Annotated in this window: 22 protein-coding genes; 15 read left to right on the top strand and 7 right to left on the bottom strand. The window is 65.8% G+C overall.

Features of this window, described 5'->3' with window-relative positions:
* Window positions 1–103 precede the first annotated feature (103 nt).
* Both AC0QC4_RS05645 and AC0QC4_RS05640 read left to right on the top strand, forming a co-directional pair.
* Entirely contained in the window at window positions 104–1177 is a 1074-nt protein-coding gene (locus tag AC0QC4_RS05645) for an acyl-CoA dehydrogenase family protein (RefSeq protein WP_483658760.1), read from the top strand.
* Window positions 1178–1332: 155 nt separating this feature from the next.
* Window positions 1333–1827: a hypothetical protein gene (locus tag AC0QC4_RS05640; RefSeq protein WP_483658759.1), complete on the top strand. Its 495-nt coding sequence runs from the start codon at window positions 1333–1335 to the stop codon at window positions 1825–1827.
* Between the two features lie 4 nt (window positions 1828–1831).
* Here the strand turns inward: AC0QC4_RS05640 and folE are convergent, their stop codons facing one another.
* Together folE and AC0QC4_RS05630 are read right to left on the bottom strand one after the other, a co-directional pair.
* Window positions 1832–2446, bottom strand: a complete 615-nt coding sequence (gene folE / locus AC0QC4_RS05635; protein ID WP_483658758.1) for a GTP cyclohydrolase I FolE — start codon at window positions 2444–2446, stop codon at window positions 1832–1834.
* 226 nt (window positions 2447–2672) lie between these two features.
* A complete protein-coding gene (locus tag AC0QC4_RS05630) occupies window positions 2673–5321 on the bottom strand; it encodes a TonB-dependent receptor (RefSeq protein WP_483658757.1) in 2649 nt (882 codons plus the stop codon).
* A 551-nt stretch (window positions 5322–5872) separates the two neighbouring features.
* Here AC0QC4_RS05630 and AC0QC4_RS05625 point away from each other — a divergent pair.
* Entirely contained in the window at window positions 5873–8860 is a 2988-nt protein-coding gene (locus AC0QC4_RS05625) for a TonB-dependent receptor domain-containing protein (protein ID WP_483658756.1), read from the top strand.
* Window positions 8861–9113: 253 nt separating this feature from the next.
* On the opposite strand, the gene AC0QC4_RS05620 is transcribed toward AC0QC4_RS05625, so the two are convergent.
* The 3 genes from AC0QC4_RS05620 to AC0QC4_RS05610 form a co-directional block, all read right to left on the bottom strand.
* A complete protein-coding gene (locus tag AC0QC4_RS05620; RefSeq protein ID WP_483658755.1) occupies window positions 9114–9857 on the bottom strand; it encodes a molybdopterin-binding protein in 744 nt (247 codons plus the stop codon).
* Entirely contained in the window at window positions 9854–10810 is a 957-nt protein-coding gene (locus tag AC0QC4_RS05615) for a cytochrome b/b6 domain-containing protein (RefSeq protein WP_483658754.1), read from the bottom strand. The genes AC0QC4_RS05620 and AC0QC4_RS05615 overlap by 4 nt, the downstream gene beginning before the upstream one ends.
* Window positions 10811–10936: 126 nt before the next feature.
* A complete protein-coding gene (locus AC0QC4_RS05610) occupies window positions 10937–11152 on the bottom strand; it encodes a DUF1674 domain-containing protein (RefSeq protein WP_483658753.1) in 216 nt (71 codons plus the stop codon).
* An 89-nt stretch (window positions 11153–11241) separates the two neighbouring features.
* Between AC0QC4_RS05610 and AC0QC4_RS05605 the strand changes: the two genes are divergently transcribed.
* Window positions 11242–12117 carry a M48 family metalloprotease gene (locus AC0QC4_RS05605; protein WP_483658752.1) on the top strand — a complete coding sequence of 292 codons (876 nt, stop codon included), beginning with the start codon at window positions 11242–11244 and terminating at the stop codon, window positions 12115–12117.
* 248 nt (window positions 12118–12365) lie between these two features.
* Window positions 12366–13637: an RsmB/NOP family class I SAM-dependent RNA methyltransferase gene (locus AC0QC4_RS05600; protein ID WP_483658751.1), complete on the top strand. Its 1272-nt coding sequence runs from the start codon at window positions 12366–12368 to the stop codon at window positions 13635–13637.
* Between the two features lie 114 nt (window positions 13638–13751).
* Here AC0QC4_RS05600 and AC0QC4_RS05595 read toward each other — a convergent pair whose 3' ends face one another.
* Both AC0QC4_RS05595 and AC0QC4_RS05590 read right to left on the bottom strand, forming a co-directional pair.
* Window positions 13752–14042, bottom strand: coding sequence for a GIY-YIG nuclease family protein (locus tag AC0QC4_RS05595; RefSeq protein WP_483658750.1), 291 nt, complete (start codon window positions 14040–14042; stop codon window positions 13752–13754).
* Between the two features lie 118 nt (window positions 14043–14160).
* Entirely contained in the window at window positions 14161–15672 is a 1512-nt protein-coding gene (locus tag AC0QC4_RS05590) for a replicative DNA helicase (protein WP_483658749.1), read from the bottom strand.
* A 369-nt stretch (window positions 15673–16041) separates the two neighbouring features.
* Between AC0QC4_RS05590 and AC0QC4_RS05585 the strand changes: the two genes are divergently transcribed.
* The 10 genes from AC0QC4_RS05585 (at window position 16042) to AC0QC4_RS05540 (ending at window position 25380) form a co-directional block, all read left to right on the top strand.
* The gene (locus AC0QC4_RS05585; protein WP_483658748.1) at window positions 16042–16524 is read left to right on the top strand and encodes a UPF0262 family protein; all 483 of its coding nucleotides are present in this window, start codon (window positions 16042–16044) and stop codon (window positions 16522–16524) included.
* On the top strand, window positions 16517–17236 hold the full coding sequence (locus AC0QC4_RS05580) for a glycoside hydrolase family 25 protein (protein WP_483658747.1): 720 nt from the start codon (window positions 16517–16519) through the stop codon (window positions 17234–17236). The genes AC0QC4_RS05585 and AC0QC4_RS05580 overlap by 8 nt, the downstream gene beginning before the upstream one ends.
* Window positions 17233–17676 (top strand): cytidine deaminase, encoded by a 444-nt coding sequence (locus AC0QC4_RS05575; RefSeq protein WP_483658746.1) that lies wholly within the window; start codon window positions 17233–17235, stop codon window positions 17674–17676. Before AC0QC4_RS05580 ends, AC0QC4_RS05575 begins: the two co-directional genes overlap by 4 nt.
* A gap of 116 nt (window positions 17677–17792) precedes the next feature.
* Window positions 17793–18347, top strand: coding sequence for a dCTP deaminase (gene dcd / locus AC0QC4_RS05570; protein ID WP_483658745.1), 555 nt, complete (start codon window positions 17793–17795; stop codon window positions 18345–18347).
* Between the two features lie 45 nt (window positions 18348–18392).
* The gene (locus AC0QC4_RS05565) at window positions 18393–18827 is read left to right on the top strand and encodes a DoxX family protein (protein WP_483658744.1); all 435 of its coding nucleotides are present in this window, start codon (window positions 18393–18395) and stop codon (window positions 18825–18827) included.
* Complete coding sequence (locus tag AC0QC4_RS05560; protein ID WP_483658743.1) at window positions 18827–20002, top strand: saccharopine dehydrogenase family protein; 1176 nt, start codon at window positions 18827–18829, stop codon at window positions 20000–20002. Before AC0QC4_RS05565 ends, AC0QC4_RS05560 begins: the two co-directional genes overlap by 1 nt.
* A 161-nt stretch (window positions 20003–20163) precedes the next feature.
* Complete coding sequence (locus AC0QC4_RS05555) at window positions 20164–20970, top strand: thioesterase family protein (protein ID WP_483658742.1); 807 nt, start codon at window positions 20164–20166, stop codon at window positions 20968–20970.
* Window positions 20971–21034: 64 nt separating this feature from the next.
* A complete protein-coding gene (locus AC0QC4_RS05550; RefSeq protein WP_483658741.1) occupies window positions 21035–21646 on the top strand; it encodes an OB-fold-containig protein in 612 nt (203 codons plus the stop codon).
* 44 nt (window positions 21647–21690) lie between these two features.
* Window positions 21691–23364, top strand: coding sequence for a flotillin family protein (locus tag AC0QC4_RS05545; protein WP_483659330.1), 1674 nt, complete (start codon window positions 21691–21693; stop codon window positions 23362–23364).
* Window positions 23365–23508: 144 nt separating this feature from the next.
* Window positions 23509–25380, top strand: a complete 1872-nt coding sequence (locus AC0QC4_RS05540) for an HWE histidine kinase domain-containing protein (protein ID WP_483658740.1) — start codon at window positions 23509–23511, stop codon at window positions 25378–25380.
* The last annotated feature ends 17 nt before the right edge of the window (window positions 25381–25397 follow it).

Raw genomic sequence — 25397 nt, 5'->3', positions numbered from 1 at the left:
GCATCGTCATTGCGAGCGAAGCGCGGCAATTCAAAGCCGCGCCGAGCCGCACTGGATTGCTTCGCTACGCTCGCAATGACGGGCACAGAAACGGAAGTTGAAGATGGCAAAATTGAGCGAAGAACAGGTGATGCTGCGCGACATGGCGCAGACCTGGGTCCGCAACGAGAGCCCAGTGACCAAGTGGCGCGCGGTGCGCGATGCCGCCAGCGCCGAAGGCTATGACCCGGCGGTCTACAACGAGATGGTGCAGATGGGCTGGAGCGGGATCATCATTCCCGAAGCCTATGGCGGCTCCGATTTCGGCTGGATGAGCCTGGGCCTGGTGGTCGAGGAAAGCGCGCGCACGCTGACGGCGAGTCCGCTGGTCAGCACCGCGATTGCCGCAAGCGCGATCGCGCTGGGCGGCAGCGAGGCGCAGAAGGCGAAATATCTGCCCGGCATCGCCGACGGCAGCATCGTCGCGACGCTGGCGGTGGACGAAGGCCCGCGCCATGACCCGGCGCAGATCGCGACCAAGGTCGAGGGCGACAAGCTGAGCGGCACCAAGGCTTTCGTCGCCGAGGGCGACAGCGCGCAACTGTTCGTCGTGGCGGCCAAGGATGGGCTGTATCTGGTCGATGGCAGCGATGCCGGGGTCTCCCGCGCGCGCCGCCACATGGTCGATTTCCGTAGCCATGCCGAAGTGACCTTTACCGGCGCCGCAGCCGACAAGCTGGCCGATGGCGGCGACGTGCTGCTCGACGAGGTGCTCGACCGGGCGCGGATCATCACGGCATGCGAAATGTTCGGCATGACGCTGCAGGCGTTCGACACCACGCTCGATTATCTCAAGCAGCGCGTGCAGTTCGGCCAGATATTGGCGACGTTCCAGGCACTGCAGCATCGCATGGCCGGCCTGTTCGGCGAGATCGAGCTGACGCGCTCGGCGATCGAGACCGCGCTGACCCAGCTCGATCAGGGCATGGACGTCGGCCAGGCGGCAGCGCTCGCCAAGACCCGCGCCAACGACACGCTGCATGTCATGAGCCGCGAGGCGATCCAGCTGCACGGCGGTATCGGCATGACCGACGAATATGATGTCGGCTTCTACCTCAAGCGCGCCCGCCCGCTCGAACAGGCATGGGGCAGCAGCAGCTATCTGCGCGACCGCTTCGCGCGGCTGGGCGGCTACTGAGGCATAGCCATAGAAGAGAAACGGAAGGCAGGCGGAGCGATCCGCCTGCCTTTTTCGTAGGGATCGAAGCGGCAAGCCAGGGCGTGTCATCCAGTCAACGGGCGCGACGCGGAGCAATCTTGCCGCTGGCCGCGATTCCGCGCTAGCACAGGCCGATGGCCGTCCCTTCCTTCCGCACCCGCTTGCGCGCCTTTCAGACGATGCGGTGCGATCCGCCCGATCCGGGCTTCATTGCCGACCTCGAATTTCTGGAGAACCGCGATCTCGACCTGTCGGTGCGGCTGGGCGGGATGCTGGCATTCGATGCCTTGCTGGTCACGATCGGGACCCACCCCATCTCGGCCAGCCCCGGCGCGCCGCTCAGCCTCGATGCGCCGACGCAACCGATGCTGGTGACCGCCAGCATCATCGGCTTCGTGCCGTTCATCGTCTCGGCCGTGCTGTGCCTGCGCGCCCTGTTGCTGGGCGAGGAATTCGACAGCGACGGGCTGGAGGGCGATGCCGCGCTGCGTCAGCGACTGTTCGCGGCCTTTGTGCGGTCGATCGACACGCAAAGCCGCCTGCTGCGGCGCGCGGTGCAGGCCTGCTTCATCGGCGGCACGATGACGCTGCTGGTCTGGGCGTGGATATTGGCAGCAAAAATGGCCTGAGGGCTCAATAGCCCATCAGGCTCATCACTTCCTTGCGGCTGCGGTCGTCGTCCAGAAAGCAGCCGAGCAGGCGGCTGGTGACCATGCCGACACCCGGTGTCCGCACGCCGCGCCCGGTCATGCAGCCATGCTGCGCCTCGATCACCACCGCGACGCCATGGGGGTGGAGATTGTCCCAGATGCATTTGGCGACCTCTGCTGTCAGCCGCTCCTGCACCTGCAGGCGGCGGGCATAGCCGTTGAGCACGCGGGCCAGCTTGGAGATGCCGACGACCCGGTCACGCGGCATGTAGGCGATGGATGCCTTGCCGGTAATGGGCGCCATATGATGTTCGCAATGCGACTGGAAGGGAATGTCCTTGAGCAGCACCAGCTCGTCATAGCCGCCAACCTCTTCGAAGGTGCGCGACAGGTGGACTGCAGGATCCTCGGCATAACCCGAACAATATTCCTTCCACGCGCGGGCGACGCGCTTGGGCGTGTCGAGCAGGCCCTCGCGCGTGGGATCATCGCCGGCCCATTCGATGAGCGTGCGGATGGCATCGGCGACATGATCGGGCACGATGATCTTGCCGTCCGCGCCTAGGGTGAAATCTGCCTGCTGGTCCCGGTCGGCCATGATTGTCTCCTTGTGCGACAGCATCTGGCGATGCGGGCGCGGGGTTGCAAGCGCTTGCGCTGCGGGGAAGCCGCCGCTGAGACACGCGGTCGCACGATCAGGCAATACGGACTTCTAGGGAAAAAGGGGCAGGTGCCGATCCGGTGTTGCCACCGGGCCGGCGCCTGCCCCTTTCAAGACGCGCTGGTGCTTCTGCCCGCTCCGCGAAGCGGAACGGGCAGACCGATCAGAAGCGGAAGCGTCCGGTGATGCCATAGGTGCGCGGCTGGCTGGGATAGCCCGACACGCTGCCCGCCTGCGCCACCGACGGGAAGACCGTGGTGATGTAGCGGTTGTTGAGGATGTTGCGGCCCCACACGCTGACTTCGATGCCGTTCGACAGGCCCAGGGTCAGCGAGCTGTTGAGCTGCTGCTGCTCGCGACGGATGTTGGGGATGTTGTCGGCGATCAGCACCGGGCTCTGGTAGTTATAGTCGACACGCAGGGCGAGGGTGTTGTCGTCGCCGAATTCATGCGTGTAGACGCCGCCGATGTTGAACGACAGCTCGGGGATGCCGGCGGGCGTTTCACCCGACAGATCGACCTGCTGGCCGTTGATGAAGATGCCGGTGTTGACGAAGCTGTCATACTTCGAATCGAGGTAGGTGACGGCGAGGTTGATCGTCAGCGGATCGACCGGCGTGACCGAACCGTCGAATTCGAAGCCGAACACCGACTGCTGGCCGGCGTTGGCCAGCGCGAAACCGGTGCCGGTGAAGACGTTCGACTGGAAGCCATCCACCGTCTGCTTGAAGATGGCAAAATTGGCGCCGACGCGGTCCCACTGCGCCTTGATGCCGAATTCATAGACTTCCGATTCTTCCGGACCGGCAAAGCGCGAACCGGAGATCAGGTTTGGCGTCGCGAGGTTGGCAGCGCGGATCGCCACAAGATCGACCCCGGTCGGACGGCTGTCGCGCGACAGGTTGACCGAGCTCGCCTTGAAGCCGGTGGCATAGGTTGCGTAGATGTTGACCGTGTCGGTCAGCTCGTACGAGGCACGGATGCTGTAGGACAGGTCATTGTCGCTGGTCCGGCCGTCTTCCACCGCGTTCGGCACGTTGAGGAAGGGCGGGAGGAACTGCAGCGGACGCAGGCCGAGCAGCGGGTTGACTGCCGGGTTGTTCTGGTTGGCGGTGGCAAAAGCCGCCGCGCCCGCCTGGATCTGGCCGAACGCCGCAGCATTGGCCTGGGCGAAAGCACCGATTTCGGCGGCGGTCGCGAGGCGGCCGAGGCCGAGCGCCTGACCGACCGTGGTGGCGATGCCCTGCTGGGTTATCGCGGTGCGGCCGACGGCGACCAGATCGAGGCTGGAGAAGACGTCGCTGCTGACGACGTTGGTGGTGAAATTCTTGCGATCCTGCGTGTAGTTGAAGCCACCCGACAGGGTCAGGCGGTCGGTCACCTCGAGATCGACGGTGCCGAAGATCGACCAGGCCTCGTCATCGAGCGTATAGGCTTCGTTGAGCCCGGTGCCGGCGCGGAAGAACTGGCCGGAGAATTGGGCCGGATTGCCGAGAATGCCGCCGATCTGCTGCTCGAGACCCGCGACCACCGCATTGGCGTTGGCGATCGCATTGGGGCCGGCAAAGGCCGCCGGATTAATCAGCGCGCCGGCATAGGGGCGGAACTGGGTACCGAACAGAATAGCGTTCCGCTGGTCGATCGACTCGTTGAAATAATAGCCGCCGAGCAGGAAGTTGAACGGACCATCGAAGTCGGACGCGATGCGCAGTTCCTGGGTGAAGGTGTCGATGCCCAGATTCTGGCTGTTCTGGCCGATCAGGTCGGCGCCGGTGAAGTCCGAATCCTGGTTGGTATCGGCGCGCACCTCGCGATAGGCGGTGATCGAGGTCAGCGTGAACGAACCGATTTCATAATCGATCTGGCCCGAACCGCCGTAATTCTCGATTTCGTTGGTCGAGAGGAAATTGTTGTAGACGTCGTAGGAGAAGAGGTCCTGCGCGGCGAGGCCGCGGCCACCGGCCAGAACCTGGACAATGCCGCCGGTCGGGCCGTTGATGATGTTGCCGGCGATGCAGCAATTCTCGTCGATGCTGTCATAATCGCCGATCAGGCGGATGGTCAGGCTGTCGTTGGGTTCGAACAGGAGCTGGCCGCGCACGCCATAGCGGTTGCGGTCGTTGACTTCTTCACCGAGGAACAGGTCGTCGGCATAACCGTCGCGACGGTTGTAGTTGCCCGCCAGGCTGAAGGCGATGGTCTCGCTGATCGGGCCGGTGATGTCGCCCTTGAGCACCACGGCATTGTAGTTGCCGTAGCTCGCTTCAACCGAGCCGCCGAACTCATAGGACGGCGGCGCGGTGACCACCGAGATGATGCCGGCCGAGGCGTTCTTGCCGAACAGGGTCGACTGCGGGCCGCGCAGCACTTCGATGCGGCGCAGGTTGGGCAGATCGCCAATCTGGGCGGCCGAGCGCGAGCGATAGACGCCGTCGATGAACACGCCGACCGACGGCTCGATCCCGGCGTTGTTGGCACCGTTGCCGAAGCCGCGGATGATGAAATTGGTATTGGCCGAGCTCTGCAGCTGGCTGACGCGCAGAGACGGGATCAGCGTCTGGACGTCGAGCAGGTCGCGGACCTGCGCCTGCTCGATGGTCTCGGCGGTGGTCACCGAAACGGCGATCGGCGTATCCTGCAGCGTCTGCTCGCGCTTGGAGGCGGTGACGATGATGTCGCCATCGACAGCAGAGGTGTCGTCGCCGGTGGTTTCGGTATCGGCGGTCGCAGGATCGACATCCTGCGCAAGGGCAGCGGCGGGAACGGCGGCGAAAATGCTCGCGCCGAGCAAGAGTGAAATCGGGGCTTTCATGACATTCTCCTGAGAGGGGATCGGCTGTCTTCCTGCCCCCCGCTCAGGCTCTGCGTCCGGACGCCGGGGGAGAGGCGCGCCTTGTCGCCCGCCCTGCCCTGTCCGACGCCGGCGGGTCAATGCTTGCTGCACCTGCACAGTTACAAAAGGGCAAGAATCGTGGCATTTGCGCCACAGATCGGCGGCGAAACGGCCTCGGTCGGAAGCGACCGGCACAGCCTTGCGCGGACAGTCGCTTCGGCCGCAAGGCAGCTTTACGCAGGGTAAAGGTGCCGTCGGCGCAATTATGGCACTACGCCACCATACCCTGCTTTCGACAGATGTCGCGAAACCGCAGTTTTCCTGTTGACCCGCGCCCCGCTTCATCGCACATTTTGCGTCCGGCGCGGCGTCAGACCGCGCGGTGCGCTGTCGTAACGACCCCAAAAAGGGCGGACGATGGAATAGCCGACCACTCTCCCTGACGGGAGCCGCCGTTCACGGCGGCAGTCACATGATGTGCGCGGGCCTTGCCCGGGCAGATCGTTGGATTTGAGAGGGAGGTTGGACACATGCGAATTCGCCATCTGCTCGGTGCTTCGGCGCTGGCAATAGCCACTACCGCGACGCCGGTATGGGCGCAGGATACCGCGCCTCAGGCGGAAGATACCGATACCGGCACCGACATCGTCGTCACCGCGCAGCGCAGCTCACAGCGCCTGCAGGACGTGCCGATCGCGGTCAGCGCCTTCTCGGCCGAAAGCCTGGAAGCCCAGCAGATCGAAAACACGTCCGACCTGCAGCTGACGCTGCCGAACGTGGTGTTCTCGAAGGGCAACTTCACCGGCGCCAGCTTCACCATCCGCGGCATCGGTGACCTGTGCGTCGGCGTGTCGTGCGACAGCGCCACCGCCATCCACATCAACGATCAGCCACTCTACGGCACGCGCATCTTCGAAACCGAATTCTTCGACCTGCAGCAGGTGGAAGTGCTGCGCGGTCCGCAGGGCACGCTCTACGGCCGCAACGCCACCTCGGGCGTCATCAACTTCCGCACCGCGCGTCCCGATCTTTCGGGCTTCGGCGCCTCGGGCGAGTTCGAATATGGCAATTACAACAGCATCAAGGTCCGGGGCATGGTCAACCTGCCCATCGGCGAGACGCTGGGTGTCCGCGTTGCCGGTGTCTATCTGAACCGCGACGGCTTCACCGACAACCTGTTCAACGGCGGCCAGCTCGACGGCCGCGATCTCTACGGCATCCGCGGATCGCTCCGCTGGGAGCCGAGCGACCGCACCACGCTTGACCTGATGGGCTATTATTTCCGCGAAAACGACAACCGCCTGCGCATCCAGAAGCAGCGCTGCCAGCGCGACACGACCGGCGTGCTGGGCTGCCTCAACAACCGCCGCGATGCAGGCGTCACCAATGCCAACTCGACCTTTGTCGGGGTGCTGACCAGCCGCGAGTTTCTGGCCATCCGTGGCATCCCGTCCTTCTTCGGTCTGGGCAGCCTTTACGGTACCGATTCGTTGGCCGGCGCGGTCAGCCCGCAGGATGTACGCACGGTCAACACGGACAGCCCGTCGTCCTACTTCGCCGAGGAAATCATCGGCCAGGCGCATCTGGAGCATGAGTTCGACGGCGGCATCAGCGTCTCGCTGTCCGGTACCTATCAGGAAGTCGCAGTCGATAGCGCCCAGGACTACAACCTGTCCGTGCAGAACCGCGCGACCTTCTCCAGCGCGCCGAGCGCGACCGCACCGTTCGGAACCGGGCTCAACGCCTTGGCGGCAGCGGCCGCAGGCCAGATTCCCGGCCTGCCCGCCTCCTATTTCGCGCCGATCGCAGCCGCGATCATCCCCAATGGCGTGAACGGCAACCTGTGCACCTCGGCCACCGAATTCAGCGGCCTGGGTGCCTATGGTGGCTTCCGCAACTGTTCGGCGACGCCGACCGACTATGACCGGTCGAACCAGAAGCAGCATGCCTATACCGGGGAAATCATCGTCTCGTCCGACTGGGACGGCATGTTCAACTTCTTGCTGGGCGGCATCTATTCGGACTTCTCGCTCAGCGAGAACAGCTACTTCGTCAACAGCTTCGGCATCGACTATCTGACCGGTGTCCTCGGCACCTTCACCGCGCTCGGCAACCCGGCGTCGGCCGGCGGCCCGCTGCCGCCGTCCTACCTCGGCACGCCGTTCTTCCGGAACAATACCGACCAGCTCGACGTCACCAGCTACGGCATCTTCGGTGAAACCTACTTCCAGTTCAACGACGAGGTGAAGCTGACCCTCGGCCTGCGCTACAACAACGACGAAAAGTCGATTGCCGCGCGGTCGACCTTGGCCAGCTTCCTGGTGCCGTTCAGCCAGACCGGCAATGTCTTCAACTCGCCGTTCGTCGGCAGCTTCGATGCCGACCCGGGCCGGACCGGCAACCAGCTGTTCCAGGTGCGTGACGTCAACTTCAGCGAGTTCACCGGTCGTGCCGTGCTCGACTGGCAGATCACGCCGGACAATCTGCTCTATTTCTCCTACTCGCGCGGTTACAAGTCGGGCGGTATCAACCCGCCGCTGCAGCCGATCTTCGCGGTGGAAGAGCAGTTCACGCCGGAGTTCGTCAACGCCTTCGAAATCGGATCGAAGAACCAGTTCGGCGCGCTGACCCTGAACCTGACCGGCTTCTACTACCAGTATGACAGCCTGCAGCTCAGCCGCATCGTCGCCCGCACCTCGGTCAACGACAATGTCGATGCCGAGATCTACGGCGTCGAAGTGGAAGGCATCATCCGGCCGAGCCGGGAGCTGACCGTCAACTTCGGCTTCAGCTACCTGCACACAGAAGTGTCGTCGGACAAGTTCCTGTCCAATCCGCGTGACCCGGGCGGTGGCCGTTCGGACGTGGTGATCATCAAGGATATCACCAACGGCTCGAACTGCGCCGTGATACCGACGGTTGCCGGCAACGCCGCAGGCACGCAGGCCTATGTCACCGCCGTCAACAGCGGCCTCGGCCTGCGCGGGCCGACCGGCTTCGGCGACGGTAGCGGCATTGCATCGACGGGCGCCTTCGGCATCTGCTCGGCGCTCGCATCGACCGCTGCCACCCCGCCGAATGCGCTGCGCGCGCTGTTCGGTGTGCCTACCGGTGCCCTGCCCTTCACCGTCGAAAACGCCGGTGTCGCGGTGAACATCCGTGGCAACCAGTTGCCGCAGGCCCCGAACGTCAAGGCGTCGATCGGTATCCAGTATGAAGCCGAATTCAACAACGGCATGACGCTGACCCCGCGCTTCGACCTGACCTACACGGGCGACAGCTACGGCAACATCTTCAACGGCCGCGTCAACCGCATCAACGGCTACGCGCAGGCCAATGCCCAGATCCAGCTGAACGGCCCGGATCGCCGCTGGTTCGCCCGTGCGTTCATCCAGAACATCTTCGACTCGGATTCGACGACCGGTCTGTATGTCACCGACCAGTCCTCGGGCCTGTTCACCAACATCTTCACGCTGGACCCGCGCCGCTACGGCATCGCGGTCGGCTTCAACTTCTGATTGCGGACAGGGGGGCGGAGGTCTCGGGCCGCCCCCCGAACCGGAACAGCAAAGGCCCGGATGCTACGCGCATCCGGGCCTTTCTTTTTTTCGCATCGCTCCAGACGCGATCCGGTGTCGCCATCGCCGTCGCACGTCATTGCGGTCGCAGCGGGGCCGAAGGTGGTCGCAGGCCAATCAATCCCAAGTCGGCGTCAATTGCTCCGGATTGCCTCTCGGCGTTCGCGTGACGCGAGTCGGCTGACGGCCGTGGTCAGATCCCCGCATACCATTGGTAGGCGTGGTGATCCTCCCAATAGCCGCCCTTGCCGAGATAGAGATCGTCGAGGCGGTCGCGCAGTTCGACGCGCATGACATATTTGGCCTGCTTGTAGCCCAGCTGCCGTTCGACGCGCAGCCGCAGAGGAGCGCCGTGGCCTACCGGCAATCGGCCGCGGTTCATGCCCCAGGCCAGAATGGTCTGCGGGTGGAAGGCATCGACCATGTCGATCGATTCATAATAGGGATTGCCATCGAAATCGTCGGCACAGTGGAACACTGCATAGCGCGCCTCCGGCTTCCAGCCCGCCATGCGCAGGATGCTGCCGAGCGGCGTGCCGGTCCACTCGCCGATCGCGCTCCAACCTTCGACACAATCATGCCGGGTCACCTGCGTGCGCGATGGCATGCGGGCGAGATCGGCGAGCGACAGGGCGAGCGGGCGGCTGACCAGCCCGTCGACCACCAGCCGCCAGTCGGCAAAGTTGTTGGCCAGATGCGCCTGATAGGCGGGCGAGGCCGGCATGGTGTTGCCGTTCATCTTGAACACCGGCGAGCGCTCCGAATAGGCGAACTCGCGCGCCAGGCCGTTGTCGCCCGCGATCAGGCGATGCAGCCGCATGTTGAGCGGATCGACACCGCGGATGAAATCGCTGTTGCCGTCGCAGCCCGAGAGCAACATCCCGGAACCGACCGCCATGCCGCCGACCAGCGCACGTCGCGTAGTGATGATGCTCATGCGGCGGCTCCTTCGGTAACGGGTTCGACGTCGGCGGCGGGCTTGCGCTCGGGCGGCAGCTTGAACCAGCCGGTGATCATCGAGCGGATCTCGTTCACCGGCCCGGCCAGCACCACCATGACGAGGTGGACGATGACGAAGCCGAACAGCGACCAGCAGATGATGAAATGGATCGAGCGCGCCGACTGCCTGCCGCCGAACAGATCGATCAGCCACGGCGCGGCGCTGTTCATGCCGGGGGACATGCACAGGCCGGTCAGGATCATGGTCGGCACGAACACAAGGATGACGACGAAATAGCTGATCCGCTGCAAGGTGTTGAAGCGCGCCGCCGCCAGCCCGGTGGGGAATTTGAGCTGCGCATGCTCGACCACCTCGTGCAGCAGATGCTTGGGCGACAATTCCTTGAGTGCAGGCGTCAGGTCCCGGCTGGCATGGCGGGAGAAGATCGCCCAGAGGAAGAAGAACAGGAAGCCGAAGGCGAAGAACCATGCCGCGAAGAAGTGCAGCCCGCGCGCAGCCGCCAGCTCATAGGTCTGCGGCAAGGTCATCCAGTAAGGGAAGGCACGGTTGCGCGAGACGCCATCGCCATCCTCCGCACGCCCGAACACGCCGTCGGTGGGGATGGTGATGCCAAGACCGGGGAAGCGGATCTCGCCGCTGCCTGCGGCGTTGGGGCCGATCTCTATCCAGGCCGGGTCGGGCGCGCCGGCGGCGTTGGCCCCATAATGCCCCCAATAGGCGCGCGGATGCGCGTTGAAGATCATCAGCCCGCTCATGAACAGGGTGATGATCGCGACCGCATTGACCCAGTGCCACAGGCGCACCGGCAGGCGGTGGCGATAGACCCGCTCGGGCAACGGCTCGGCTGCGGTCGTCGATTCCATCGCGGCCACTCCGGCCTGCGGCGCCGACGCGGCAGACTCGGGGACGGGTTCTACGGTACTGGTCATGCGCATTCTCCTGACCGCTTCCTATCAGAGCGGAGGGGGCATGGTGCAGTGCAGCCAGCGGTTTGCGCGGGAAAATAGCAATATTCGGCAAAATTCGGGCGCAGAGAAAATGCAGCGCCGGTGCCGTCAAAAATCGATGGCGATGCCCTTGAGCTCCCAGTCGCCGTAGCGGACCGGATCGGGCCGACCCTTGATCTCCTGCCCCTCGAACGGAACCGCCTGTGGCTCGGGCGGGCCGCCATCGCTGACCCAGCCGGCAGGCGCGCGGACATGCGCCGGGCGGGTGCGGGCCCGCGGGGTGCCGCCGATGCTGTCGGCCGAGTCCGGAAGGGTGCTGCTCATGGCTGCGAAGATAGGCGGCCAGTGCTGGATATTGAAGGGGGCAGACGTCATCGCCATATCGGTGGGCGGAGGGGTTTTGGAGCGGTTTGATGAACGGTTTCAAGACGACGATGCTGCTGGCCGCGCTGACCGCGCTGTTCATGGCGCTCGGCTTCACGCTGGGCGGCCCGCGCGGCATGCTGCTGGCCTTCGCCATTGCGGTGGCGATGAATCTCTTCACCTATTGGAATGCCGACAAGATCGTGCTGCGCATGCACAATGCGCGGCAGGTCGATGCGGCGAGCGCGCCCGAATTCTACACGATGGTCGAGCGGCTGGCACAGCGCGCCGGCCTGCCCATGCCAAAGGTCTATGTGGTCGAGGATAACGCGCCCAACGCTTTCGCCACCGGCCGCAATCCTGAAAATGCTGCCGTCGCCGCCACCACAGGTCTGATGCGCATGCTGACCCGCGACGAGCTGGCGGCGGTGATGGCGCATGAACTCGCCCATGTGAAGAACCGCGACACGCTGGTGATGACGATGGTCGCGACCATTGCCGGTGCCATCTCGATGCTCGCCAACTTCGGCCTGCTGTTCCGCGGGGACAGCCGCTCGGGCGCGATCGCCGGCTTGCTCGCCGTGTTCATTGCTCCCTTCGCGGCGATGATCGTGCAGATGGCGATCAGTCGCACCCGCGAATATGGTGCGGACGCGCTCGGCGCAGAGATCAGCGGCAACCCGCTGGCGCTGGCCAGCGCGCTCGCCAAGATCGCCGGCCCGGCCAAGGCCATGCCCCCGCACGCCGCGCTCGCCAACCCGTCGACGGCGCAGCTTTACATCGTGCCGGTGGGCGTGTCGGAAATATTCTCCACCCACCCCGCGACCGAGAAGCGGATCGCCGCGCTGCAGGATCTGGCGGGGGAGATGGGTGCCCCGGTCCAAGGCGAAGCGCGGCGGCGCAGCGCCCTCGATCCGTTGGGGTAGGCACCCAAAGCACCTCTCCCCTTGAGGGAGAGGATAGTGGAGGTTGCCAGCTTGCTGGCTACCGAAACTTGGAGAGGGGGGCGGTTTACACTGACGCCGGCGTAAACCGCCCCCCTCACCAAGACTTGCTAGGCAGCAAGCTGCCAAGCCAAGTCTATCCTCTCCCGCAGGGGGAGAGGTTCAACGCCGCCCGCCTGCGGGAGCGGGCAACATTGCCGCCCCGCGCATTTCCCTCTACCGCCGCCCCCATGCCCACCCCTGCCAACACCCCCGGCCTGCCCGCGCGGCTGGCTGCGCTGAAATTGCTCGATGCCGTGCTGCGGCGCGGAGAGCCGATGGATGCCGCCGCGCCCAATGTCACCCGCGCCCTGCCCCCGTCGGACCGGGCGCTGACCATCGCCATCGCCGCCGAAGTCTGCCGCCATCTGGTCGATCTCGACGTGCTGATCGACAGCGCCACCGAACAGCTGCTCGCCCCCGACGTGAAGGCGCGGACGGTGCTGCGTATCGCGCTGGTGCAGGCGCTAGTGCTGGGCACGCCGCCGCATGCGGCGATCAACACCTGCCTGCCGCTGGTCGATGGCGGCCCGCGCCGGCTGGTGCATGGCGTGTTCGGCACGCTGATGCGTGACGGCGCGAAACTGCCCGCCACGCCCACCCTGCCCGCCGCCGTGGCGGAACGCTGGGGCGCGGCCTGGGGCGCGGAGATGCTGGCTGGCGCCAGCGCCGCGCTCGCCGCCGCGCCACCGCTCGATCTGACCATCAAGGATGTGGCGGCCACGGCGGAATGGGCGGAGAGACTGGGCGGCCAATCGCTGATGCCCGGCCATGTCCGCCTGCCGCGCGGCGGCGATGTCGCCAAGCTGCCCGGCTTCGCCGAAGGCACCTGGTGGGTGCAGGACATCAGCGCCGCCCTGCCCGCACGGTTGCTCGGCGCCGGAGAGGGACGGACGGTGCTGGACGTCTGCGCCGCGCCCGGCGGCAAGACCATGCAGTTGGCGGCGGCAGGCTGGCGGGTCACCGCGCTCGACGCCTCGGCGCGGCGGCTGGAGCGGCTCGACAAGAATTTCGCCCGCGTCGGCCTCTCGGCAGAAACGCTGCACGGGGACGGCCGCGCGCTGCCGCCGGAGCGCGAGTGGGACGCGGTGCTGCTCGACGCCCCCTGCAGCGCCACCGGCATCTTCCGCCGCCACCCCGATGTCCTCCACCGCATCGACGCAGGCGACATCGCCAACCGCACCCAATATCAGGCGCTGATGCTCGACGCGGCGGCAGGCGCGGTCGCGGAGGGCGGCACGCTGGTCTATTCGGTGTGCAGCCTCGAGCCGGATGAGGGCGAGGCGCAGGTCGCGGCCTTCCTCGAGCGCCAGCCGTGGTGGCGGGTGGATGCGATCCAGCCGGCCGAAGTGCCGTCCGGGATGCACGTGGCCGACGGAGGCTGGCTCCGGGTGACCCCGCCGATGCTCGCCGAGGCTGGCGGGGCAGACGGGTTCTTCATGGCGCGGTTGCGGCGGGGGTGAGGTGCTCCGGGTACCGTCCACCACTTCGTCATTGCGAGCGTAGCGAAGCAATCCAGGGCGGTTAACGCCAACTCTGGATTGCTTCGCTCCGCTCGCAATGACGAACTTGGGAACTTACCCGACGATATCCCCGAACAAATCCCGCCACTGCGGATTCATCGCCTCGATCAACGCCAGCTTCTTCGCCCGCGATCCTGCCTTGATCTGTTTCTCCCGCGCAATGGCATGTTCCATGGTCGAGGCGGGTTCATACCAGACAAGCATCTTGCAGTCATAACGCTTGGCGAAGCCGTCGAACGTGCCCTCGCGATGTTGGCAAATACGCTGAATGAGATTGGACGTTACGCCAACGTAAAGCGTCCCGTTTCGACGATTCACAACGATGTAGACAAACGGCTGCTTCATCTACACGTCCCCATATCCGTCATTGCGAGCGCAGCGAAGCAACCCAGTGCGGCGCTACACAACACTGGATTGCTTCGCTGCGCTCGCAATGACGGCTAGGGTCTTGCAGCCTCAAGCATCAATCATCCTCATAAGCCGCCCAGCGATCATCCGCCAGATCGCTGAACTTCGTCGTCCGCGCCTCGAAGTGCAGGCGCACCTTGCCCGTCGCGCCATGGCGCTGTTTGGCGACGATCAGTTCTGAAATCCCCTGCACCCGCTCATAGTCCATCAGCCATTTGGCGTGATCGTCGAACACCTTCACGTCGTCGCCTTCGACCGGGCGCTTGGGTTCCTTGGCCTGCAGATAATAATCCTCGCGGAACACGAACAGCACCATGTCGGCGTCCTGTTCGATCGATCCGGATTCGCGCAGGTCGGAGAGTTGCGGGCGCTTGTCGTCGCGGCTTTCGACCGCACGGGAGAGCTGGGAGAGCGCCATAACCGGCAGGTCGAGCTCCTTGGCCAGCGTCTTCAGTCCGCGCGAGATTTCCGAGATTTCCTGCACGCGGTTGTCGCCCGATTTGGACGAACCCTGCAGCAGTTGCAGATAGTCGACGACGATCAAGCCGATGTCATAGCGGCGCTTGAGCCGCCGCGCGCGGGTGCGCAGGCCCGCGATGGTCAGCGCCGGCGTGTCGTCGATATAGAGCGGCAGCTCGTTCAGCCGCGCAGCCGCTGCGGAGAGATTGTCGAAATCGGCATGGCTGATGCGGCCCATGCGCAGGGATTCCGAGCTGATGCCCGACTGTTCGGCAAGGATACGCGTGGCGAGCTGGTCCGCCGACATTTCCAGGCTGAAGAAGGCGGCGGGCGCGCCCATATTCTTGTCATCGGGAATGCCCGCATCCTTGTCCCGCTTCCAGCGGTCGGCGGCGGCAAAGGCGATGTTGGTGGCGAGCGAGGTCTTGCCCATGCCGGGGCGTCCGGCGAGGATCAGAAGGTCGGACTTGTGCAAGCCGCCAATCTTGGCGTTGACCGAGGTCAGCCCGGTGGTGACGCCGGACAGGCTACCGCCGGAATTCAGCGCTTTTTCGACATTCTTGATCGCCACCTTGGCCGCCGCGCCGAAGCTGCGCGCCTGCCCCAGCTCGGCATCGCCGCCCGCCACCTTGTAGAGCGCGGTCTCGGCTTCCTCGATCTGCTTCTTGGGTTCGATCGACTGGCTGGTGTCGGTCGCGGTCTCGACCAGCGTCCGACCGACATCGACGAGCGCGCGCAGCATGGCGAGATCGTGGATCTGCCGGGCAAAATCGCGCGCGCCGATCAGGCTGGCGCCGGAACCGGTCAGCAGCGCGAGATAGCCCACCCCGCCGATCGCCTTCATCGCCTCGTCACCCTCGAAATAGGGCTTCAGCGTCACCGGATTGGCCAGCAGATTATTGCCCGCCACCTCGCTCAGCTTGGCGAAGATGCGGCCGTGCAGCGGCTCGAAGAAATGGTCGGGCGTCAGCGGTACCGGCAGGTCTTCGAGCACGCGATTGTCGATCAGGCACGCGCCCAGAAACGCCGCCTCCGCCTCGATGTTGGACGGCAAAGCGCGCTTGCCGCTGGTGGGCTGAGTCGTATCGAAATCGATGATGGTGGCCATGCGCGCATCCTTCGCCGAGCCGGCCGCTCAGCTCAAGCAGGAGTTATCCACAGGCGGCATTTTGCGGGGGATGGCGGGGCGAGCGGGGCGCGCGCGCCTGCGACTGCCGTGCTGAATTCGTTTCGCGCAGAGGCGCAGAGGAAGCAGAGACCGCAGAGATGCGGCGCTATGCGGCGAAGCCGCTTTACGTCGCGCCCGCTGCGTCAATCGCGAGAACGAGATAGAGCCGCTTCGCGGGAGAAGTTTCTTCTCTGCGGTCTCTGCTTCCTCTGCGCCTCTGCGCGAAACGCGGTTTACGCACACCTTCGCCACTCCGCACACCCCGCCCCCTTGCACCCCTTCCCTGCGGACGGCAAAGGAGGGGGGACCATGTCCGACCATCGCATCATTGCCATCACGCTCGACGACGCGACGATATTGTGGCGCAATGCCGATATCGAGCAGGAGCGGCGCATTGCGATGTTTGACCTGCTGGAGAACAACAGCTTCAGGCCGTTGCGCGATCATGGCGATGGCTATGCGGGGCCGTACAAGCTCAACCTGTCGGTGCAGGAAGGGCGGCTGGTGCTGGCCATCCTGCGCGCGGACGACAGCCCGTTCGAAACGCTGATCCTCAGCCTCGGCCGCTTCCGCCGTCCGATCCGCGATTATTTCGCCATCTGCGACAGCTATTATCAGGCGATCCGCGCCGCCACCGCCGACCAGATCGAGACCGTCGACATGGCGCGTCGTGCCATTCACAATGAGGCCGCCGACTTGCTGATCGAGCGGCTGGCCGGCAAGGTCGAGCTGGATTTCGATACCGCCCGGCGCCTGTTCACCCTGATCTGCGTGCTGCACATCCGTGGCTGACCGCAATGCCCCGACGACCGCGCCGAAAGGGCGCGGCGCGCTGCTGCTCGTCGCGCTGCTGCTGCTGGCCGGGGCCGCGGCCGGCTGGTTCGCATGGAGCCGGTATGCGCATGACTGGCGGCCCGATGCCGCGCGCTATCCGGTGCAAGGGGTGGCGGTGAGCAGCGCCAACGAACCGCTCGACTGGACCGCGCTGGCGCGGGGTGGCGCGCGCTTCGCCTATGTCGAACTGCTCGACGGGGCGGGGACCAAGCACAGCTATGTCCGCGCTGTCGCTGCCGCGCATGCCGCCGGCCTGCCGGTCGGCACCAGCTACCGCTTCTCGCTATGCCCGAGCTGGGACCAGACCGCAGAGTTCGTCACCCAGGTCGCGCGCAACCCGGCGGACCTGCCACCGCTGATCCGGCTCGACCGGCAGGAAGGCTGCGACAGATGGCCGACCAAGGCGGCGGTGACGTCCGAACTCACCACCTTCCTCAACCAGATCGAGACGCATCTGGGCAAGGCGGCGATCATCGCCACCGACGCCGATTTCGATGCCGAATATGACCTGCGGGCCAGCATCGACCGGCCGGTGATGATCATCCGCAATCGCGCCGAGCCACTGCCGGAGGATGGCGAATGGGCATTGTGGCAGGCCAATGATGCGCTCAGGATCGAAGGAGCCAACGGCGCGGTGCGCTGGATCGTGGCCAATGAGGATAATCGATGACCCGTGACGCACTGATCGCCGCCGCGCGCGCTGCCGCCGTGCAGGCGCATGCACCCTATTCGGGCTATGGCGTGGGCGCGGCGCTGCTGCTCGATGACGGTCGGGTGATCACCGGCTGCAACCTGGAAAATGCCAGCTACGGCCTGTCGCTGTGCGCAGAGACGGCCGCGCTGGCCCGCGCCAACTGCACCGGCGACCTGCGCCGGGTGGTGGAAGTCGCCGTGATCGGCGGGGTGCTGGGCCCGGACGGCTCGCTTTCGGGCGCGGCTATCTGCACGCCCTGCGGCCGCTGCCGGCAGATGCTGAACGAGCCCGCCAGTCTGGCAAAGCGCGACATAGTGGTGCATTGCAGCTCGGGCGACGGATCGGCGGTGGAAAGCTTCCGCATGTCGGAGCTGCTGCCGCGCGCCTTCGGGCCGGGGGATCTTGGAATCGAGTGACGGTAAAGCCCTCTGCCCCGCAGGGAAGAGGGTCGGGAGAGGGGCAGGGAGAGCGCGGCGCCGGTTCGACGGCCCCTCTCCCCGGACCTCTTCCGTGAAGGGGAGAGGGAGAAAAGGTGGCTATCCTATCGGACGCATGGATACGCGAAGCCGCGACGACGCAGGGCATGATCGAGCCCTTCGTCGAGGCGCAGCGGCGCGAAGGCTGCATCAGCTATGGCCTCAGCTCCTATGGCTATGACGCGCGGGTAGCGCGCGAGTTCAAGATTTTCACCAACGTCCACTCGACGGTGGTCGACCCCAAGGCGTTCGATCCGCAGAGCTTCGTCGATATCGAGACCGACTGCTGCATCATCCCGCCCAACAGCTTTGCCCTGGCGCGCACGGTCGAATATTTCCGCGTTCCGCGCGACGTGCTGGTGATCTGCCTTGGCAAGTCGACCTATGCCCGCTGCGGCATCATCGTCAACGTGACGCCGCTGGAGCCCGAATGGGAGGGGCATGTGACGCTGGAATTCAGCAACACCACCCCGCTGCCCGCCAAAATCTATGCCAATGAAGGCGCCTGCCAGTTCCTGTTCCTGAAGGGCGAAGCGCCGTGCGAGACCAGCTATGCCGATCGGGCAGGCAAATATATGGGCCAGCGCGGGGTGACTCTGCCACGGTTGTAACGCAAGATGGCGGGCATCGCGGGGGCGAAAGAGGGGAGAAACATCATGCTGTCGGGATTGTTTGCCGTCGTCGGGCGTGTTCTGCTGGCGCTCATCTTCATTCTGGGCGGCGCCGAAAAGCTGGCCGATCCGATCGGCGTCGGCAATTATATGGCATCCGCCGGACTGCCGCCGTCGCTGGCGATCCCTGCGGGGCTGTTCGAGCTGATCGGCGGGCTGTGCATCGCGCTCGGCCTGTTCACCAGGCTGTGGGCCTTCCTCCTCGCCGGCTTCTGCCTGCTGACCGCACTGATGTTCCACCGCGATTTCGCCGATCCGATGCAGGCGATCATGGCGATGAAGAATGTCGCGATTGCCGGCGGATTCTTCTGCCTCTTCGCTTATGACCAGAAGCGGTTCAGCTTCGACGCCTATCGCGAACGCCGCAAGGCCGAAGCGGCGCGCCAGGCCACCGACCACCCCGCAGCAGGAGCAGGCTGATGGCCGACCCACGTGAATTCGACATCATCGTTTATGGCGCGACCGGCTATACCGGCCGGCTTGTCGCCGAATATCTGCACCAGCATTATGCCGGGCGTGACGATGCGCCGCGCTGGGCGATGGCCGGCCGCAGCGCAGACAAGCTGGCCGAGGTACGCGATCTCATCGGCGCGCCCACCGATACGCCGCTGGTCGTCGCCGACGCCAGCGACCCCGCCTCGCTCGACGCGATGACGGCGGCGACCAAGGTCGTCGTCACCACCGTCGGCCCCTATCAGCTCTATGGCAACGAACTGGTCGCCTCCTGCGTCAAGAACGGCACCGGCTATGCCGATCTGTGCGGCGAGCCCGGCTGGATGCGCCAGAAGATCGACGCGCATCATGCCGCGGCCAAGGCCAGCGGCGCGCACATCACCTTCAGCTGCGGCTTCGATTCGATCCCGTTCGATCTGGGCGTGCTGATGCTGCAACTCGAATGCATCGAGCGTTTCGGCGGTCCCGCGCCGCGCATCAAGGGCCGGGTTCGGTCGATGCAGGGCAAATTCTCGGGCGGCACCGCGGCCAGCCTGAAGGCGACCATGGCCGCCGCACGTACCGACCCGTCGATCATCCAGACGCTGGCCAGCCCCTTCGGCCTGACGCCCGGCTTCGTCGGCGCGCCGCAACCGCCCGGCAACGAGCCCGAATATGACGAGGCGCTGGGCAGTTGGGCGACCAGCTTCATCATGGCGGTGATCAACACCAAGAATGTCCACCGCACCAACGCGCTGCTCGGCCATCTCTACGGCACCGACTTCGTCTATGACGAGATGATGCTGACCGGCCCGGGCGAAGCCGGCGAGGCGACCGCCAAGCATGTCGCCTCCACCCCGATGATCGGCACGCCCGATGATCCCAAGCCGGGCGAAGGCCCGACCAAGGAAGAGCGCGACGCCGGCTTCTACGATGTCCTGTTCATCGCCGAATATCCGGACGGACGCACCGCGCGGCTGTCGGTCAAGGGCGACAAGGACCCGGGTTACGGCTCGACCTCCAAGATGCTCGCCGAAACCGGCATCGCGCTGATCGATTGCCAGGCCCCCGGCGGCGTCACCACTCCGGGCGCCCTGCTCGGCCGCAAGCTGGTCGAGCGGCTGGAAGAGCATGCCGGGCTGACGTTCACGGTAGAGGGGTAGCGCCCCCACCCCTCCCGCCTGCGGGAGGGGCAGTGAGACTTGGCAGCCCGCCGCCTAGGGTCCTGACCCTGGTCGCAACGGGGCGGGTAGCGCCGTGACAACTGCTCGCTTGCACTCGCCCCAACCCTGCCCCCCTTGAACAGGCGGGGAAAAGGAAGACCATGACCCACTCTCCCGCCCCGACCACCCTCGATCAACTGCTTGCGACCGGCACCGATGCCGATGGCGCGCGCGCCTATGCCATCGGGCCGGACTGGATGCAGGGACGCACCGCCTTCGGCGGCATCACCTCCGCGATCAGCCTCGATGCCGCGCTGCGCGCCCATCCCGGCGATGCACCGCTGCGCACCGCGCAGGTCAGCTTCGTCGGGCCGGCGGGCGGGGAGGTGGCGGTGCGCGCGCGCGGCTTGCGGGAGACCCGCTCGAGCCGCTTCATCGCCACCGATCTGGAATCGTCGGGCGGCCATGGCACCAGCGCGGTCTTCTCCTTTCTGTCGCCGCGCGACAGCCACGTCGATCATGCCGTCGTGCCGGTGCCCGACATCCGCGAGCCGGACGCGTTGGAGGTGGTGCCCGAACATCCGGCGCGACCGCCCTTCACAATGAAGTTCGAGATGCGGCCGCATGCCGGGCGCGGCTTCGGCCATGGCCGCAGCGAGGGCCGCATTCTCACCTGGGTGCGCTGGATAGACCCGCCGCAATGCGCCGCGCACATCGCCCTGCTCGCGCTCGCCGACGCCCTGCCGCCCGCGGCGATGCCGCTGTTCACCCAATTCGGCCCGGTATCCAGCAGCACATGGATCCAGCATTTCCTGACCGACCATCCAGAAACGGAAGACGGCTGGTGGCTGCTGCTGAGTGAAACGCGCCAGGTGCAACGCGGTTTTTCCGCGCAGGACATGATGATCTGGAACAGCGACCGGCAGCTCGTCAGTGTCGGCGGACAGGGTGTTGCGGTGTATGTCTAGAAGCCCGTCCGGTTTCGATTGACGCGGCCCGGGCGCCATTTAGATTCTGCTGAAGGAGAATCGCATGGTCGCCCAATTACTGGCTCCCGAGTCGGTATTTTTTACGTCAGCGCTCGGACTGATGCTGCTGGTCGGTCTGGCCGAAGCCATCGGACTTGGCGCGAGCATGATCGACATCGACATCGGTGCCGACACCGGCGGTGTGCAGTGGCTCGACTGGCTTGGCGTTGGCCGGGTGCCGCTGCTGGTTGTGATCGTCGCCTTTCTCGCCTGTTTCGGGGTAATCGGGCTTGTCGGCCAGCAATTGGCCGATGCGCTGCTGGGCGACGCGCTGCTGCCGTTGATCGCCGTGCCAGCCGCCTTGGTGGCTGCACTCCCTGCCACCGGCATCGTCGCACGCGGGCTGGCGCGCATCCTGCCGCAGGATGAGACGACGGCCTATTCGCTCGACGGATTGACCGGCCTCGTCGGCACCATTTCGGTGGGCGAGGCACGTGCCGGATCGCCCGCGCGCGCATCCGTCCGCGATCCGCATGGCCAGCGCCACAATGTGCTCGTGGAGCCGGTCGATCCCGCGCTTGGCTATGCCGAGGGGCAGGAAGTGATCCTGGTCCAGCGGCAGGGCGAGATTTTTCGCGTCGTTGCCTATCATCCCCCCGAATGGAGTCTTCCATGAACGAACTGATCGAAACCGGCGGTACCCTGCTGGTCACCATCGGCATGCCTTTCATCGCGCTGCTGGTGATCGGCATCATCATCGCCCGCCTCTACAAGCGGGCGTCGAAGGAAGTCGCGTTCGTGCGCACCGGATTCGGCGGGGAGAAGGTGGTGATGAACGGCGGCGCGCTGGTGCTGCCGGTCTTCCATGAAACGATGCCGGTCAACATGAACACGGTACGGCTGGCGGTGGAACGGCGCAATGGCGACGCATTGATCACGCTGGACCGGCTGCGCATCGACGTGAAAGCGGAATTCTACGTGCGCGTCCGTCCCGACCGTGAGGCGCTGGCCACCGCCGCGCAAACGCTGGGCTTGCGCACGATGAACCCAGAAGCGCTGAAGGAGCTGGTCGAGGGCAAGTTCGTCGATGCGCTGCGCTCGGTCGCGGCCGGCATGACCATGAACCAGCTGCACGAACAGCGCAGTGATTTCGTGCAGAAGGTGCAGCAGGTGTCTTCCGCCGATCTCGCAATGAACGGACTGGAGCTTGAATCGGTCTCGCTGACCGGTCTCGACCAGACCAGCATCGAGCATTTCAACGCCAACAACGCCTTCGATGCCGAGGGTCTCACCAAACTGACCGAGCAGATCGAGCTGCGCCGCAAGGCGCGCAACGACATCGAGCAGGATACGCGGGTGCAGATCGAGGCGAAGAATCTGGAGGCGGCGCGGCAGACCTTCCTGATCGGTCGCGATACCGAATTCGCCCGGCTGGAACAGGAGCGCGAGCTGGAAGTGCGCAGGGCCGCGCAGGCGGCTGAAGTCGCCCAGCAACAGGCCGAGCGGCAGCGCGAGGCCGATCAGGCCCGCATCATCGCCAAGCAGCAGACCGATTCCGCGCAGATCGAGGCGGACCGGGCGATCCAGCAGGCCCGCATTGCCCAGGAGCAGGCAGTCGAAATCGCCCGGCAGGAACAGCAGATTGCGGTGCAGAACAAGAGCCGCGAGGAAAGCCAGGCGAGAGCCGAGGCCGATCAGGCCCGCGCCGAGGCGGTGGCTGCCGAGGAACGCGTCGCCACCGCGCGCGAGACCGAGGTGGCAGAGCGTGAGAAGCGCATCGAGCTGATCGACGCCGCACGCGAGGCGGAACGGGCAGCGATCAGCGTCAAGGTGCAGGCCGAAGCGGAAAAGCAGGCCGCGGCCGACCGCGCCGAAGCCATGCGCGCGGTAGCCGAAGGCGAGGCCGAAGCGGAAAAGCTGCGCGCGGAAGCCGCACGCGTGCGCTTCGAGGTCGAGGCGGCCGGTCAGCGGGCGATCAACGAGGCGGCCAACTTGCTGTCGTCCGATCAGGTCTCCCTGCAGACCAAGCTCGCCCTGCTGAAAGTCATGCCCGATCTGGTTCGCGAAGCCGCCAAGCCGATGGAGGCTATCGATTCGATCCGCATCGTCCAGGTCGATGGCATCAGCGGCGGCGGTGCAATGGCCAATGTCGGCAATGGCGCAGGCCCGGGTGACGGCAATCTGGCCAATTCGGCCGTCGCTGCCGCGCTGCGCTATCGCGCGCAGGCGCCGGTGATCGACGGGCTGATGAAGGAACTGGGCTTCGACGGATCGACACTCGACAACCTGGTGTCGGGTGCCGCAGCGACCGGGTCGACCCCGCCCCCTGCCCAGCCGTCCGCCCCGCCAACTCCCCCAGCGCTGACCAAGGCCAAGCCCGACGCCAGCGCCTGAGCGGGCGCGCCCGAACCCGGGCGGCGCGGAACGTGCCATCTCGCCGGCAGGTCGATGGAACCAACGCCGCCGCAAAGCGTATGCGGTGATTGTTGCAGCGGACTCCTTACCGCCATGCGGGTGCTGCAAGGGGGTAGATGACCGATGGGCTTGGGCGACGGCGCACCACGACTGGAACAGGGCCAGCCGAATCCGACGCCGATGACAGTCCAGCAGCAGCAGGAGACGCTGGCGCGGCTGGGGTTCGGTTTTCACAGCTACGATGTCCGCACCGGCGAAGTCGTCTGGGACGCGCAGCTCTATGACTATTGGGGCATCGATCCTGCGGTTCCGGTCACCTACGATCTGTGGGCCGCCTCGCTCCACCCCGATGACCGCGCCATGGCCGAGGCGTCGGTGCGCATGGCGCTCGATCCAGATGGCGACGGTCGCTACGCCGCCTGTTACCGGGTAATCAACGCCGTCAGCGGGGTCGAACGGCTGATCGAGGCCAATGGCATCGTCGAGTTCGCGGATGGTAAGCCGGTGGTACTGCGCGGCACGGTGCATGAGGTGCGCCCGTCCTCGGTCGCCGCCCTGCTCGGTGACGACCGCACGCTGGCGCTGGCCCGCGCGGCGGAGGCCGATGCGATGGTCGATGCGGTGCCGATCGGCATCGCGCTGTTCGACACCGATTTCCGCTTCAAGCGCGTCAACCGCCACCTCGCCGACATGAACGCGCTGCCGGTCGAGGCGCATGAAGGGCGGATGATCGAAGATATGCTGCCCGATGAGACGGTCGCCGCGCTGCGCGCGATGCAGCCCGCGCTGCTCGCCGGCCAGCCGTGCGAGGCGATCGAGATTGCGGGCGAGAACCTGCAGACGGGGCTGCGCGGATCGGCGCTGGTGTCCTACAGCCCGATCGTCGACGGCCAACGCCACGTCTCGGGCTTCGTCGGCAGCATCATCGACATCAGCGAGCGCAAGCGCGCCGAGGAGCGCGAGCTGTTGCTGGCGCGCGAGGTGGACCACCGCGCCAAGAATCTGCTGATGGTGGTCCAGTCGGTCGCCAACATGACCCGCGCCTCGACAGTCGATGCCTATCGCACTGCGGTTACCGCCCGCATCGCCGCCCTGGCGCGCGCCCACGCGCTGCTCGCCAGCAATCGCTGGAGCGGTGTCGACCTGCGCACATTGGTCGAGGATGAGCTCGCCCCCTATTGCGGCGCCGATGCGACGCGCTGCAGCTTCGGCGGGCCACGGCTCGACCTTCGCCCGGCGGCCGCCCAGTCGCTGGCAATGGTGCTGCACGAACTCGCCACCAACGCCGCCAAATATGGCGCACTCAGCTGCCATGGCGGCCATGTCAGCATCGACTGGCGGTTGGTCGAAGACCGGCTCGACCTCGATTGGCAGGAAAGTGGCGGGCCACCCGTCAACGCCCCCCGTGGCCGCGGCTTCGGCTCGACGGTGATCCACGCCACGATCGTCAAGAGTTTCGCTGGTACGCTCGACCTCGACTGGCAGCCGGGCGGGCTGCAGGTCAGGATGGCGGTGCCGCTGTCGAGCATCCAGTCGGCGGTGGCAGCGCCGCTCGCCACCGCCCCGGCCGCCGGCACCGTCCGTCCCGCCGAGCCCGATACGCCCGCGCCAGCCGAAGCGGGCCGCAATCTCATCGCCGGGACCACCATCTTTATTGCCGAGGACGAACCGCTGATCGCGCTCGATCTCGAGGATATCCTGACCGGCGCCGGCTGCCAGGTGATCGGCAGCGCCTCCACCGTCCGCGAAGGGCTGGCGCTGCTCGGCTCGATAAAGCCCGACATCGCCCTGCTCGATTTCAATCTGAAGGGGGAGACATCGCTGCCACTGGCCGCGCAACTGCAGGCGGATGGCGTGCCCTTCGCCATCTGCACCGGCTATGACCGGGCAACCAGCCTGCCTTCCGAGCTCAACGCCGCGCCGCGCCTCGCCAAGCCCTATGGCGAGGATGAGGTGACCGAGATGGTCGCCCGGCTTCGCGCGGCGCGCCGCTGAGCCCCATTGCACTGCCC

Source organism: Sphingomonas sp. jy18 (assembly GCF_056931895.1).
This window is presented reverse-complemented; position numbering and strand designations above follow the sequence as displayed.

Bases quoted from the DNA above. Each gene is read 5' to 3' on its own strand.
- AC0QC4_RS05555 (WP_483658742.1), top strand. From the start codon at position 20,164: ATGACCCACTCTCCCGCCCCGACCACCCTCGATCAACTGCTTGCGACC.
- AC0QC4_RS05605 (WP_483658752.1), top strand. From the start codon at position 11,242: ATGAACGGTTTCAAGACGACGATGCTGCTGGCCGCGCTGACCGCGCTG.
- AC0QC4_RS05620 (WP_483658755.1), bottom strand. From the start codon at position 9,857: ATGAGCATCATCACTACGCGACGTGCGCTGGTCGGCGGCATGGCGGTC.
- AC0QC4_RS05560 (WP_483658743.1), top strand. From the start codon at position 18,827: ATGGCCGACCCACGTGAATTCGACATCATCGTTTATGGCGCGACCGGC.
- AC0QC4_RS05565 (WP_483658744.1), top strand. From the start codon at position 18,393: ATGCTGTCGGGATTGTTTGCCGTCGTCGGGCGTGTTCTGCTGGCGCTC.
- AC0QC4_RS05575 (WP_483658746.1), top strand. From the start codon at position 17,233: ATGACCCGTGACGCACTGATCGCCGCCGCGCGCGCTGCCGCCGTGCAG.
- AC0QC4_RS05600 (WP_483658751.1), top strand. From the start codon at position 12,366: ATGCCCACCCCTGCCAACACCCCCGGCCTGCCCGCGCGGCTGGCTGCG.
- AC0QC4_RS05550 (WP_483658741.1), top strand. From the start codon at position 21,035: ATGGTCGCCCAATTACTGGCTCCCGAGTCGGTATTTTTTACGTCAGCG.
- AC0QC4_RS05595 (WP_483658750.1), bottom strand. From the start codon at position 14,042: ATGAAGCAGCCGTTTGTCTACATCGTTGTGAATCGTCGAAACGGGACG.
- AC0QC4_RS05610 (WP_483658753.1), bottom strand. From the start codon at position 11,152: ATGAGCAGCACCCTTCCGGACTCGGCCGACAGCATCGGCGGCACCCCG.
- AC0QC4_RS05540 (WP_483658740.1), top strand. From the start codon at position 23,509: ATGGGCTTGGGCGACGGCGCACCACGACTGGAACAGGGCCAGCCGAAT.
- AC0QC4_RS05630 (WP_483658757.1), bottom strand. From the start codon at position 5,321: ATGAAAGCCCCGATTTCACTCTTGCTCGGCGCGAGCATTTTCGCCGCC.
- AC0QC4_RS05590 (WP_483658749.1), bottom strand. From the start codon at position 15,672: ATGGCCACCATCATCGATTTCGATACGACTCAGCCCACCAGCGGCAAG.
- AC0QC4_RS05585 (WP_483658748.1), top strand. From the start codon at position 16,042: ATGTCCGACCATCGCATCATTGCCATCACGCTCGACGACGCGACGATA.
- folE (WP_483658758.1), bottom strand. From the start codon at position 2,446: ATGGCCGACCGGGACCAGCAGGCAGATTTCACCCTAGGCGCGGACGGC.
- AC0QC4_RS05645 (WP_483658760.1), top strand. From the start codon at position 104: ATGGCAAAATTGAGCGAAGAACAGGTGATGCTGCGCGACATGGCGCAG.
- AC0QC4_RS05545 (WP_483659330.1), top strand. From the start codon at position 21,691: ATGCCTTTCATCGCGCTGCTGGTGATCGGCATCATCATCGCCCGCCTC.
- AC0QC4_RS05625 (WP_483658756.1), top strand. From the start codon at position 5,873: ATGCGAATTCGCCATCTGCTCGGTGCTTCGGCGCTGGCAATAGCCACT.
- AC0QC4_RS05640 (WP_483658759.1), top strand. From the start codon at position 1,333: ATGGCCGTCCCTTCCTTCCGCACCCGCTTGCGCGCCTTTCAGACGATG.
- AC0QC4_RS05615 (WP_483658754.1), bottom strand. From the start codon at position 10,810: ATGACCAGTACCGTAGAACCCGTCCCCGAGTCTGCCGCGTCGGCGCCG.